At 44.1% G+C, this 12,023-nt stretch carries 14 protein-coding genes; 8 read left to right on the forward strand and 6 right to left on the reverse strand.

The features are described 5' to 3' along the window. Positions 1–35 precede the first annotated feature (35 nt). From MuYL_RS22070 to miaE, 6 genes are all read left to right on the forward strand, one after another. Positions 36–497, forward strand: coding sequence for a MaoC family dehydratase (locus tag MuYL_RS22070; RefSeq protein ID WP_094572610.1), 462 nt, complete (start codon positions 36–38; stop codon positions 495–497). A 164-nt stretch (positions 498–661) separates the two neighbouring features. Then, on the forward strand, positions 662–1,678 hold the full coding sequence (locus tag MuYL_RS22075; protein ID WP_094572611.1) for an LLM class flavin-dependent oxidoreductase: 1,017 nt from the start codon (positions 662–664) through the stop codon (positions 1,676–1,678). 130 nt (positions 1,679–1,808) lie between these two features. Further along, the gene (locus tag MuYL_RS22080) at positions 1,809–2,684 is read left to right on the forward strand and encodes a YicC/YloC family endoribonuclease (protein ID WP_245845692.1); all 876 of its coding nucleotides are present in this window, start codon (positions 1,809–1,811) and stop codon (positions 2,682–2,684) included. A gap of 95 nt (positions 2,685–2,779) precedes the next feature. Next, positions 2,780–3,355, forward strand: coding sequence for a guanylate kinase (gmk, locus tag MuYL_RS22085; RefSeq protein WP_094572613.1), 576 nt, complete (start codon positions 2,780–2,782; stop codon positions 3,353–3,355). A gap of 83 nt (positions 3,356–3,438) precedes the next feature. Beyond that, on the forward strand, positions 3,439–4,011 hold the full coding sequence (gene nadD / locus MuYL_RS22090) for a nicotinate (nicotinamide) nucleotide adenylyltransferase (protein WP_094572614.1): 573 nt from the start codon (positions 3,439–3,441) through the stop codon (positions 4,009–4,011). Positions 4,012–4,084: 73 nt separating this feature from the next. Then, positions 4,085–4,684, forward strand: coding sequence for a tRNA-(ms[2]io[6]A)-hydroxylase (gene miaE, locus MuYL_RS22095; protein ID WP_211710200.1), 600 nt, complete (start codon positions 4,085–4,087; stop codon positions 4,682–4,684). A 174-nt stretch (positions 4,685–4,858) separates the two neighbouring features. Here the strand turns inward: miaE and MuYL_RS22100 are convergent, their stop codons facing one another. After that, positions 4,859–6,466: an FAD-dependent monooxygenase gene (locus tag MuYL_RS22100; RefSeq protein WP_094572615.1), complete on the reverse strand. Its 1,608-nt coding sequence runs from the start codon at positions 6,464–6,466 to the stop codon at positions 4,859–4,861. Next, entirely contained in the window at positions 6,467–7,180 is a 714-nt protein-coding gene (locus MuYL_RS22105) for an SAM-dependent methyltransferase (RefSeq protein ID WP_094572616.1), read from the reverse strand. Positions 7,181–7,378: 198 nt separating this feature from the next. Here MuYL_RS22105 and MuYL_RS22110 point away from each other — a divergent pair, with 198 nt between their 5' ends. Continuing rightward, complete coding sequence (locus tag MuYL_RS22110) at positions 7,379–8,095, forward strand: hypothetical protein (RefSeq protein WP_094572617.1); 717 nt, start codon at positions 7,379–7,381, stop codon at positions 8,093–8,095. A gap of 3 nt (positions 8,096–8,098) precedes the next feature. Here MuYL_RS22110 and hisS read toward each other — a convergent pair whose 3' ends face one another. Continuing rightward, positions 8,099–9,484 carry a histidine--tRNA ligase gene (gene hisS / locus MuYL_RS22115; RefSeq protein ID WP_094572618.1) on the reverse strand — a complete coding sequence of 462 codons (1,386 nt, stop codon included), beginning with the start codon at positions 9,482–9,484 and terminating at the stop codon, positions 8,099–8,101. A gap of 134 nt (positions 9,485–9,618) precedes the next feature. On the opposite strand from hisS, the gene MuYL_RS22120 reads away from it, so the two are divergent. Further along, a complete protein-coding gene (locus MuYL_RS22120) occupies positions 9,619–10,113 on the forward strand; it encodes a GNAT family N-acetyltransferase (RefSeq protein ID WP_157741053.1) in 495 nt (164 codons plus the stop codon). A gap of 21 nt (positions 10,114–10,134) precedes the next feature. Here MuYL_RS22120 and MuYL_RS22125 read toward each other — a convergent pair whose 3' ends face one another. The 3 genes from MuYL_RS22125 to MuYL_RS22135 all read right to left on the reverse strand — a co-directional run bounded on the left by MuYL_RS22125 (position 10,135) and on the right by MuYL_RS22135 (position 11,990). Continuing rightward, positions 10,135–10,575: a low molecular weight protein-tyrosine-phosphatase gene (locus tag MuYL_RS22125; RefSeq protein WP_094572620.1), complete on the reverse strand. Its 441-nt coding sequence runs from the start codon at positions 10,573–10,575 to the stop codon at positions 10,135–10,137. 97 nt (positions 10,576–10,672) lie between these two features. Further along, on the reverse strand, positions 10,673–11,467 hold the full coding sequence (locus MuYL_RS22130) for a S1/P1 nuclease (protein ID WP_245845694.1): 795 nt from the start codon (positions 11,465–11,467) through the stop codon (positions 10,673–10,675). Between the two features lies 1 nt (position 11,468). After that, positions 11,469–11,990 carry a hypothetical protein gene (locus MuYL_RS22135; protein WP_094572621.1) on the reverse strand — a complete coding sequence of 174 codons (522 nt, stop codon included), beginning with the start codon at positions 11,988–11,990 and terminating at the stop codon, positions 11,469–11,471. Positions 11,991–12,023 lie beyond the last annotated feature (33 nt).

A 12,023-nucleotide genomic window follows, 5' to 3' on the forward strand; every position in this document is an offset into this window, starting at 1 on the left:
ACCAATTGCATCAATCACTAACAAACTTTACTTACATGATAATCATAAGAAACCATGCCGAATTTGAGACCCACCTTGGTAAAGAGATCGGAACCTCGGGCTGGCATACCATAACCCAGGAACAAATAAACATGTTTGCCGAGGCAACCATTGACCACCAATGGATCCATACCGACCCGCAAAGGGCGGCAACCGAGAGCCCTTTTAAGGCAACCATAGCGCATGGCTATTTAACCGTATCACTGCTGCCGTATTTCTGGCACCAGATAGCCGACGTGCAGAATTTGAAAATGCAGATCAATTACAGTATTGAAAATATCAGGTTTGCCCAGCCGGTTATAGTTAACAGCAAAGTAAGGCTGATCGCAAAACTTGTTGCCATAGTTAACCTAAGAGGCATTACCAAAGCCACCATTGGCGTAACCATGGAAATTGAGAATGAGAAAAAACCTGCCTATACAGGCGAGGTGGTTTTCCTGTACCACTTTAACGCCTAATAGTTTCAAGGATAACAAAACAGAGACGCGATGGTTCGCGTCTCTGTTTTGTTAATGATCTGTTTTTTACAGGTAATTAACCGGTTGAAAAGCGATGATTGAGTTACCTGAAAACTTTACAATCGCTCCACATCCCCTTCCGTAATTTTGTGTTTTAATTTACTATGAACACAAACAACATCCGCCTCAGCGTATTGGACCAATCGCCCATTCGCAAAGGTGTTACAGCCGAACAAGCCATACAGGAAACCATCGCTTTGGCAAAACATACCGATCAGTTAGGCTATACCCGTTTTTGGGTTTCTGAGCATCATAACACCGGCAGCCTGGCAGGCTCAACACCCGAGGTGCTGCTGGCCTACCTGGCATCGCAGACAAAAAATATCCGCATCGGCTCGGGTGGTGTAATGATGCCCAACCACAGCGCTTTAAAAGTGGCCGAAAACTTCCGTATGCTTGAAGCGCTGGCACCCGGACGAATAGACTTGGGGATGGGCCGCGCACCCGGCACCGACAGGATCACCGCATCCATGCTTAATCCTTCGAACCAGTTTCGCGAACAGGATTTTATTGAACAGCTTTACGAACTCAACAATTACTTTCACGACCGCGGCGACCCCGGTACGCCACAGTTAAAGATCAGGGCTATCCCGCAGGTGCAAACCGTTCCCGACATGTGGCTGCTGAGCTCAAGCGGGCAAAGCGGCTTGTTTGCAGCCCATTTTGGCATGGGCCTTTCTTTCGCTCATTTTATTAATCCGTTTGGCGGGCCGGAAGCGGTTGCCATGTACCGCGACAAATTCCAGCCTTCGGCAGACAAGGCGACCGCGCAGGCAAACGTGGCCATATTTGTTTTTTGTTCGGAGGACAAGGAAAAAATACGGCAACACCAGGCATTAATGGATTACCGATTTAACCAGTTTGAAAAAGGCGGCGGCCTCAGTCCCGTAAGCTACGATGATATAAAAGATGTTGAATATTCCGCAGCAGAGATGGATCGCATTAAATACAACCGCGCAAGGGTAATAGCCGGGACGCCCTCAGAAATAAAACTAAAACTAACCTGGTTGGCCGAAGATTATAAGGTTGATGAAATAATTGCTATAACCATAACCGAGGATTTTGAAGACAGGCTCAATTCCTATAGCCTGCTTGCCGAACAGTTTGGGCTTAGAGATTAGAGACGAGTGATCAGAGGTTAGTTAGGAATTTATAGCTATTAAAAAGCTAACCTCTAACGTCCGATCCACCCCCTTTAAAAAACCTAACCTCTAGCCTCTGATCTCTAATCTCTAATCCTTATCTTTGCACATGATAAAATCCATGACAGGCTATGGAATTGCCAGTATTGATTCCGAAGGAACAAAATATACCGTTGAAATAAAATCGCTCAACAGTAAATTCCTGGAACTTTCGCTCCGCCTGCCCAAAACATTTGCCGAAAAAGAATTTCAGCTGCGCAATGATTGCAGCAAGCAAATTGAACGCGGCAAAGTGAATCTTTCAATAAACGTTGAAAAAGCAAGCGCGAAAGTAAATGCCGCCGGTATTGACACTACACTGCTTAAACATTACTACCAACAGCTTAAAGCTGTTAGCGTTGATTTGAACGAACCCACCAATAATTTATTACAACTTGCCCTGGGCCTGCCTGAGGTTGTAAAATACGAAGAGGAAACCGCATCAGAAGAAGAGTGGAAAGTTGCTGAAAAAGCTTACCAGCAGGCACTGGCTGCGTTTCAGCAGTTCAGGAGCGACGAAGGGAATGTGCTGGAGCAGGACGTAAAGTACCGCATCGGCATTATCCTTAAAAACCTTGACCTTGTTGAAATTGAAGAACCTAAGCGCGTGCCGGTTATAAAAGAACGCCTTAACCAATTTTTAAGTGATGCAGTTGGCCGTGAAGCGATAGATCAAAACCGTTTTGAGCAGGAACTGATCTATTTTATTGATAAGCTTGACATTACAGAAGAAAAGATCCGCCTGAGAACGCATTGCAACTATTTTATTGAAACGTTGAAAAATGCGGATGCCAATGGCAAAAAGCTCAGCTTTATATCACAGGAAATTGGCCGCGAGGTAAACACCATCGGCTCGAAAGCTAATGATGCCAACATGCAGAAACTGGTTGTAGGCATGAAAGAAGAGCTGGAAAAAATTAAAGAACAGTTATTAAATGTGTTGTAATTGTTGAAGAGGTTGTAAACGTTGCAGTAGTTAAAAGCTATTCAAATTATAACCCTTTCAAACCTTTATAACGCTTACAACCTTTACAACAACTAATGACCAAAGAAGGCAAACTCATCATATTTTCGGCACCCTCAGGAGCGGGCAAAACCACTATTGTACATCACCTGTTAAAAACAGTCCCCGGGCTTGAATTTTCCATTTCGGCAACAACCCGTAAAGCACGCGGAGAAGAGGTTCACGCCAAAGACTACTACTTTATCAGCAAAGAAGAATTTTTACACCGCATTGCTAAAAAACAGTTTGTCGAATTTGAAGAAGTTTACACCGGCACCTTTTATGGTACGCTACGCACTGAAATTGAGCGCATCTGGAAATCTGGAAAAACGGTAATATTTGATATTGATGTGGAAGGCGGCATGCACCTGAAACGCAAGTATGAAGACCAGGCCCTGGCCATATTTGTACAACCGCCATCATTAGAGGTGCTAAAAGAGCGCCTGGCCGGCCGCGGCACTGACAGTAAGGAAAAACTGGCTGAACGTTTCATAAAAGCAGAAAAAGAACTGAATTATGCACCTCAATTTGATATTATCCTAAAAAATTACGATCTTCAAACGGCATGCGCAGAAGCTGAAGATTTAGTAAAGAATTTCATGACAGCTTCTTAGTTTAAGGTTCGTACTCGTAGCCGAAACATTTTAAAACATTCAAAAGTACCATGATCCATAAACTATTAACCATGAACTAACGAATGAAAATAGGACTACTATTCGGTTCATTTAACCCCATACACGTCGGCCATTTAATTATAGCAAATTACATGGCAAATTACACCACACTCGATAAAGTGTGGCTGGTGGTATCTCCCCAAAACCCTTTGAAAAAATACGGCGACCTTATTAACACGTATGACCGGCTTGAAATGGCGAAGCTGGCTACTGATAATTCAACCAACCTGGAAGTAAGCGATGTGGAACTGAAATTGCCCCAGCCATCTTACACCATTGACACCCTGGCCCACCTGAAAGAGAAATACCCGCAGCATGAGTTTGCCCTCATTATGGGTTCTGACAACCTGGTATCGTTACCCAAGTGGAAGAACTATAAACTGATCCTGCGCGATTACCAGATTTATGTTTATCCCCGCCCTGGCTATGAAAATACCGACTTGGCCAGCCACCCGTCAGTAACCATAACCATGACACCACTCATGGAGCTCTCCGCAACATTTATCCGCCAGTCTATCGCACAAAAAAAGAACGTGCAATATTTTGTACCCGATATTGTGCTCGACTTTATTGACAGTAAAAATTTATACCGGTAGTTTGTTTGGGAAACATTGTTTCAATTAAATCTAGCTGCTCCAACTCAAACAAGCAATAACTATCTTTGCAAGCGTGAGCGAAAAAACAATTCTTAAGCTGCAATTACCTACCGACCCGCTTTGGGTAAAAAACGTTGTTGAAAGCAATATCGAAGAGCTTTTAACCGACCATGCATTTTGCGAGCAAAAAGCAGCCAGCAACGCCATTACTTTAATTGTACAAAACCCCAACCTATCGGATCTGGTGCAGGAAATGACCATGCTGGTACAGGAAGAAATGGACCATTTTAAACGGGTTCACGATATTATTTTACAACGGGGCTTTGTTTTGGGCCGCGAGCGTAAAGACAATTATGTAAACGAGCTGCGCAAATTCATTATCATAGGAGGCGGCCGCATCGTACAATTAATAGACAGGCTTTTGTTTTCGGCCATGATAGAGGCCCGCAGCTGTGAGCGCTTTAAGGTATTGTCTGAAAATATAAATGACGGGCAGCTTTCGGCATTTTATCATGAACTGATGATCAGCGAGGCTACCCATTACGCCATGTTCATTCGCCTGGCAAAAAAATACGCAGATGGAATTGACGTTGAAAAACGCTGGACCGAATTTTTAGCTTACGAAGCACAAGTAGTAAAAAATTATGGCAAAGCTGAAATGATCCACGGGTAGTGGATGCGCAGTGCCAGCACACATAGTCACTCAATTCTATATTCCACGCGGCCTGGACGGATGAAAGGGAAACTTTGACACCAACCGGTTGGTGCTGGTAGGAAGGCAGGAAAATACTTAATCGGCGGATGCAGACTGTGATAAAATCAGTTGCTTCGGGCTATTCTAACTATACTATCGGCCTTGGGTTACACCGACTACATTCCCCATGTAATTATCCATCAGCACCATATCAATTTTATCGTTGATAAAACCAATGTACATGTCAGGCCGAACAATAAGCGATTTACCCTGATTTTCATTTACCTCGAATGCATCAAAAATTGCCTGATTTTTGATTGATTTGGGCAGGTAGAAGAAGTTAAGCATACCCGGGTATTTTTGGCTAATCCATTTGGCCAGCGAGAACAGGTCCATTTCAGCAAGCTTGCCCAGTATAATGAGTGTAAAGCCTGGCTTGCTGCACCACTCGTGCAGGTCGGTTTCCGCCTGTTTCTTTTCGTCGAATACTTTAAAGTAAGGTAGTCTGTCACCTGCTTTTATCCGGGTAGATTGGCTAACGTGCAGGTTAATGCTACTGTCGCGGTAATTGATCCCGATTTGCGATACCTGTTTTAAAAAAAACGCCCTGATGTTTGCGTTGCCCCAGGCCAGTTTCAATACAACAGGCATTACCCATCTTTTTATAAGGCCCGCCATCCAGCTGTCAGACATGATCATGCTAAAAACCCTATCGGTGGTACTTAACAGTCTTTTAGCCACCGGTATTCTTTCATCCGCATAGCTACTCAATATTTTAGGAGCCAGCGTTCCGTTCGCAACACCGGCTAGTTTCCAGCCCAGGTTATAGGCATCCTGCAGGCCGGTATTCATGCCCTGTCCGCCTACCGGGGAATGGATATGCGCGGCATCGCCAATTAAAAAACAGCGCTGAGCCCTAAAGTTATCAGCCATGCGGTGATGCAGTCTATAGGTGGTGAACCAAAAGGTCTCCGCTATATTTATGTTTAGCCCGCTCGTTTTATCCAGGCCCGGCAATATGTCATTAACGGTTAAACCTTCTTTATTGCTCAGCTCGTCGGGCAGGTTGCCCAAAGCGCGGTAGCGGTTGAGCTCCGGCATTGGAAAAAATGCAGAAAACCCCTTTTTCGCCAGATAAAGGTGGATCTTTTTATCCCGCAGTTCATCATTCGCCAGTTCAACGTCGGCCAGGTAAAAATTGTGCCCGTACGTTTCACCGTTAAAAGGGATTTGCAATTGCTTACGGACTACGCTGTGTGCCCCATCGGCGCCTACAACCCAATCGCAGGTAAGATTAGTAACGGTGTCAACCGTTTTTAATTGAACTTCAACCCTTTCTGCGGTTTGCGTTAGTGCGGTTAACGTAGTTTCCCAATAAACCGGGCAGCAGTTAAGCGTAAGGTAATCCAGCAGCAGGCGTTCGTTTTTGCTTTGCTGGTACATCAAAACGTATGGAAAAGGCGTTTGTTCACCACCCAAATGGTCAAGTGGCAATTCGGCAACCTGGCTGCCATTATCATTAAAAATAATCCCGCCGGCCTGTTGCCCGTTTTCAATAACGCGTTCAACAACCCCCATTTGCCGGTAGATTTCCAGTGAACGCGCCTGTACAGCCAGGGCTTTTGACTCGTCGGTAGGCCCTTGTTTAATATCAATAATTATGGGTAAAACACCGTGCCGCAATAATTGGGCAGCCATCATCAGGCCGGACGGCCCCGCCCCAACTATTAATACCCTGGTATGCGTTTCGCTGATCGTCACTTACAACTTATGGAAAATTAAAAATATGGTTGGCCGTTTATGCAGTTCAGGCACTTTCTTTTGCCATTCGCCTACAGTTTTGGTTTGAATAAATTCCGTCGGCGCCGTAATATCACATGCAATACATAACCTCGTTTTCGGGTTTGCTGTTTTTAAAATTTCTTCCAGCATGGGGTTATTACGAAAAGGCGTTTCAATAAAGATCTGCGTCTGATCGTTCCGTTCCGACAAATTTTCCAATTCTTTGATCTTTTTGCTGCGTAAAACCTTATCAATAGGCAGGTAGCCGTTAAAGGTGAAACTTTGTCCGCTAAAGCCCGAGGCCATCAGCGCCAGCAAAATTGAGCTTGGGCCAACCAGCGGCACCACTTTTATACCCATGCGGTGCGCTTTTTCAACAAGCTCCGCACCCGGGTCGGCAATACCGGGGCATCCGGCTTCGCTCATTATTCCCACATCGTTACCGGTCTGCAATCCTTTAAAAAACTCAGCGGTGCCATCTGCCCGGTTGTGTTTGCCATAATCGTGGATCAGCAGTTCGCTTTGCGGGGTTTTAAGCCCTGCTTCTTTTAAAAACCGGCGCGCGGTTTTTTCATTTTCAACAATATACTCCTTAATGCTATTGATAGTATCAACCAGGTAAGGCGTAAATGACTTAGCGGCAGCTTCGTCTGCAAGCGGCACGGGGATTAAATAAAGGGTTCCTAAAGGCATATTGCAAAATTGCTGTTTTTTGTTTAATTTACCGTGGGTTTGATTTTGGAATTATTAGCCTCACTCAGAGCGCTCTCCAAAGTAGAGGGATTCTAAAGGAAGCGCGAAGACAGCGTCCGCTCCGCAAGAGGAGATTTTGAGAGGTAATAAATGTGTTTGGTTTATATGGTAAAAATTATTTGAAAGGAGTTTGAAATAATGAAGTCATTAGGTATCAACTGGTTTATAGAAGGCTCGATAGATTTTGAGCATAAAAAATACGTACTGCTGGATTACCTGCAGCAGATTAACCGCCACTTTGACAAGAGCAAACTGTATCCAACGATTACCGACCTGATCTTCCATTTCAACAACCTGCTGTATTTTAAAAAGAACAAAACCATGCTGCAGCAGGCATTTCCGCAGCGGTTAACCAAAGCGGATATTGAAGCGGTTAAGCTAACCTATCAGAAAATTGTGGACGACGACAACTCTATGCGCGAAATTGAGCAGATCATTAGCTATGCCCTGCAAAAAATGGATCCGGCTATTCAAACCGGGAAAGAGATTTATGATTTTGTGGAAAGCCGGCTGAATATCGATCCGGTAGGTATTGTGCCGCTATTGCCCTATCATGGCTATTTCTCGCTCAGGAACGGAGGGGAACGCACCAATTTTATTTATGAGTTCCAGATCACCATTTTTGAAAATAAGGACGACAAGTATCGCGGTATTAACATTAATTATGTCGACACCTGGGAGCAGAGCATTACTAATACCCCTGAAGCTTTAAAACTCGACCTGATCCGCCGAAATAAACACCTGCCCAACCCTGCCGTTTATTATGTGCAAAGCGATATTACATTCCCTTTGGAACAAACCTTATTGCCCGTTGCAAAGAGGAGCCTGGTAAAGTACATCAGCCATGCCGCCTGATGCTTATTTACTGATAACGGTAAGGATTTGATTTGCGGTACATTTTTCCTGTACCCCGGTTTGCATATTTTTAATGGTTAATAAACCGCTTTCAATTTCATCGCTGCCGATGATAATGGTGAACGGGATATTTTTGTTATTGGCGTAGTCCAGTTGTTTTTTTAGTTTGGCGCCTGCAGGGTAAAGTTCCGCATTAATCTCATTTCGGCGCAACTGCTGTAATATCGGCAGGGCAAATTGTTCACCTTCCTTATCAAAGCAACAGATCAGTAATTGGGTGGATTGGCTTGTTGCCTGGGGGAACAGATTTAGTTCGTCCATTACATCGTAGATCCTGTCTGCACCAAAGGAAATCCCCACGCCTGTTAATCCTTTTAGCCCGAACATGCCGGTAAGGTCATCATACCGGCCACCCCCGCCTATACTGCCCATGGCAACTTCATTGGTCTTCACTTCGAAGATAGCGCCGGTATAATAGTTCAATCCTCTTGCTAAAGTTATATCAAGTTCTAATCTGGCAGTTATGAGTTGGCAACCGGCAATATAATTGAACACCGTTTCCAGTTCATCACACCCTTTTAAGCCGGTAGCCGAATTGGCTAATGCACTGCGCAGGCTTTCCAGCTTTTCAGCGTTTGATCCTTCAAGCAGGATCACCGGCTTTATTTTTTCGATATCATCCGCAGTAAAGCCGCGATCCATCAGTTCTTTGATCACCCCATCGAGGCCAATTTTATCCAGCTTGTCAATAGCAACCGTAAGGTCAATTATATTATCAGATTTATCTATAATTTCGGCAATACCCGATAGTATTTTTCTATTGTTAATCTTTATGGTGAAATCTTTTAATCCCAGCTTGCTTAAAGCCTCGTCATAAATCAATACAAACTCAGCCTCGTTAAGCAAACTATCAGAGCCGACCACATCGGCATCGCATTGGTAAAACTCGCGATAGCGGCCTTTCTGCGGCCTGTCTGCGCGCCAAACCGGCTGCACCTGAAACCGCTTGAAAGGGAAAGTGATCTCGTTTTGATGCTGCACAACGTAGCGGGCGAAAGGCACTGTAAGATCATAACGAAGGGCTTTTTCGGAAATTATGGGAACCAGGTTCTTTGAATTGAATTCAAAGTTCTCTTCTTTTAGTTTTTTATTTTCAGCATCATTCCAAAAATCCCCGCTATTTAATATTTTAAACATCAGCTTATCTCCTTCGTCACCATACTTGCCGGTTAGGGTTGACAGATTTTCCATAGATGGTGTTTCTATCTGTTGATAGCCATATTTACGAAACACACCTTTAATGGTATCAAAAATAAAATTACGCTTCACCATTTCGGTGGGTGAAAAATCACGGGTGCCTTTTGGTACAGATGGTTTAATGGATGCCATAGGGCGCAAAGATACAAAAGTAAGATTGTCTGAACCATGATTTTTAGGATTAGCGGATGGCTATGATGAAAACCCAGCTTGCCTTTAATCGCAAAATCAAAAAAAAATATATTAATCTTAGTTATTTTTGGATAATGAATATCCTTACCCAAACACCTCGTCTCATCATCAGGCGGTTCAAAGCCGCAGAAGAAGAAATGTACCTGAGCCTTTATGACGATGACCGGGTTATGCAATACCTGCCTTTCCGCAGCCGGGAGGACCATATTCAAATATTCAGGGAGCACCTTAACGCTGCACCAGCAGGCGACGTTACCGGTCGCTGGGGATTATTCAACACGGAGGATAATGACTTTATTGGCATGTGCCTGCTGCGTTTATTTGATGATGGCAGCGACAACATTGAGTTGGGTTACGCTTTCAGGTATGAGTACTGGGGCAAAGGCATAGCTTCAGAAATGACAGATACCCTTTTATCCTGCATGCTAACAGTAAACCCGGCTGCAAAATTTGTTGCGGTAACCGATCTTGAAAACACAGCATCCCAGCGTGTGCTGGAAAAAATCGGCATGAAACGCGACGGCAATTATTTCAGAAACGGAATTGAGCTGGCGATGTTCAGGCTTTGAACAGCGTGTTACTAAACTATTTTATCTTTCTGTAAGGCTTTTTAATATCTCCTTGCACCCTTTCTCAATCATTTGAAAAACCGGTTCAAACTGGGTATCGTCATAGTACGGATCGGGTACTATTTTATCGCCCAGCAGTAAGCTTACCTTTTTCCTGTCTTCCTCATTGCGCGCCATTGCAAGCACATCACTTAGGTTGCTTTTATCCATCACAAAAATATGATCATAGTAATCGAAATCACCGATCCTGAACACGCGGCAGATCTGATTGCTGATATCTATCCCGTGCTCACGGGCGGTGCGGGTTGACCGCCGGTCAGGCCCCTGGCCAACATGCCAGTTGCCTGTACCTGCAGACTCTATTTCCCAATTAAGCCCCCGCTCATTGGCCAGGTACTCCATTATGCCATGCGCCAGCGGCGAACGGCAAATATTGCCGAGGCAAACCATTAGTAGTTTCATTGTGAGTTAGTTGATGGAGTGAGTGGTTGATCAGGTTGACTAAGTTGAAGGCGGCTAAGTTTTTTAACTTAATCAACCATTCACTTAATCGACCTAATCAACTAAATAATTGATTCAATACCCCGGCCAGTCTGATGCCTGCCTTTAACAATTGCTTGTTCAGCGTATCAATATGGTTAAAGTTGTATTTATAATTAAGGGTGTCGCCGGGCTTTATTTCGGTGTATAATTTTTCAGCAATTTGGTTCGATTCAAATAACCATTGAGCAATAGGTGCTTTTTGTAATTCTTTACGCTGCGCCAGCGTGGTATGGTTAATTGCGCTGGTATATTCGGTGTAACTTAACTGCTGAAAATCTATCAGTTGAGAATCCCATATTGAATGCAGGTTTGTGGGGGTACTAAACCAATTCACTTTAAAGTCGTTCCCGCCTTTATCATCTGTATGTGCGGTATGCATGGGCTGATGAACATCCTCAATCACATGGATCAGCATCCTCAGGTAAAGCAGCTTTTTATCTTTTGCCAGGTCTTTCTTTTTTAACTCGGCAATCATAAAAGTTATTTTGGTGTAGGCATCCACACTTGTATCGTGCACCAGGTACTCCTGCATTTCAGGATAAGTATATGCCTTATCAAAATCAATAAAGTGCCAGTTATACAGGTAACTATAGTCAGGGTCCGATTTTATAAAATCAGCCCAATTGCTGGCCATGGCTATCGACTCATCGCCGAGGATCTCTTTGATAGCTTTCCGGGCCTGTGGGGTTAAATAACTATCTGCAATCTGCCCGCAAATGCGGTGCCCCTGCGTACCCCATGCCATTGATTGCAGGGGAGCATACATCATAGCGATACCTAAAGCTAATTTTTTTAAGAAATTCATTTTCATGTTACAATGGTTTTGGAACACAGGAGGTTCTTTTAATTAAATGTGCGTTGATAGGGATAACGTTTGTGGCGCCGGCAAACTGGATAAGCGAATCTGCCTTTTTTCTGATCTTAAAATACTCGTCATAATCGCCATAGCGGAAACAGCTTTTTTCATCCTTTATGGTTAAATCAGCATTACAGAACAGGCCTTTCATATGCAGGGTGTCGTGTTTTTGGATGTAGGTACCTTTGCAATATTCAATCCACTGGCCTTTACTGGTACATGAATCGCCACCGCTATTTACTTTGCTGTAGGAATGGATCGTCATAACAAACGAGTCGCAGCTAAACTTCAGGTGATATAATGAATAGTTCAGCAATTGCTTTTGCCCGGCTATCGAATCCTGCTGCCACTCGCCCTGCAAGTAAGCCTGCCCCGGCGTTTGCATGTCGGGATTAAAATGGCAGCTGAAAGCTGAAAGCAAAAGAATGAAAGCCAGCAGGCGAACAGTAAAAAGCGAAAGGCGAAAGGGCTTTTGCATGAAATATATTGTAAAGCCCCTCTCCAAAGGAGA

Origin of the sequence: Mucilaginibacter xinganensis, assembly GCF_002257585.1 — a bacterium.
Lineage (GTDB): Bacteria > Bacteroidota > Bacteroidia > Sphingobacteriales > Sphingobacteriaceae > Mucilaginibacter > Mucilaginibacter xinganensis.

Excerpts from the sequence above, each read along its gene's own strand:
- MuYL_RS22130 (WP_245845694.1), bottom strand. The coding sequence starts at position 11,467 with ATGAAAATGAATTTCTTAAAAAAATTAGCTTTAGGTATCGCTATGATG.
- nadD (WP_094572614.1), top strand. The coding sequence starts at position 3,439 with ATGAAAATAGGACTACTATTCGGTTCATTTAACCCCATACACGTCGGC.
- MuYL_RS22070 (WP_094572610.1), top strand. The coding sequence starts at position 36 with ATGATAATCATAAGAAACCATGCCGAATTTGAGACCCACCTTGGTAAA.
- MuYL_RS22105 (WP_094572616.1), bottom strand. The coding sequence starts at position 7,180 with ATGCCTTTAGGAACCCTTTATTTAATCCCCGTGCCGCTTGCAGACGAA.
- MuYL_RS22110 (WP_094572617.1), top strand. The coding sequence starts at position 7,379 with ATGAAGTCATTAGGTATCAACTGGTTTATAGAAGGCTCGATAGATTTT.
- gmk (WP_094572613.1), top strand. The coding sequence starts at position 2,780 with ATGACCAAAGAAGGCAAACTCATCATATTTTCGGCACCCTCAGGAGCG.
- MuYL_RS22120 (WP_157741053.1), top strand. The coding sequence starts at position 9,619 with ATGAATATCCTTACCCAAACACCTCGTCTCATCATCAGGCGGTTCAAA.
- MuYL_RS22125 (WP_094572620.1), bottom strand. The coding sequence starts at position 10,575 with ATGAAACTACTAATGGTTTGCCTCGGCAATATTTGCCGTTCGCCGCTG.
- MuYL_RS22135 (WP_094572621.1), bottom strand. The coding sequence starts at position 11,990 with ATGCAAAAGCCCTTTCGCCTTTCGCTTTTTACTGTTCGCCTGCTGGCT.
- MuYL_RS22080 (WP_245845692.1), top strand. The coding sequence starts at position 1,809 with ATGATAAAATCCATGACAGGCTATGGAATTGCCAGTATTGATTCCGAA.
- hisS (WP_094572618.1), bottom strand. The coding sequence starts at position 9,484 with ATGGCATCCATTAAACCATCTGTACCAAAAGGCACCCGTGATTTTTCA.
- MuYL_RS22075 (WP_094572611.1), top strand. The coding sequence starts at position 662 with ATGAACACAAACAACATCCGCCTCAGCGTATTGGACCAATCGCCCATT.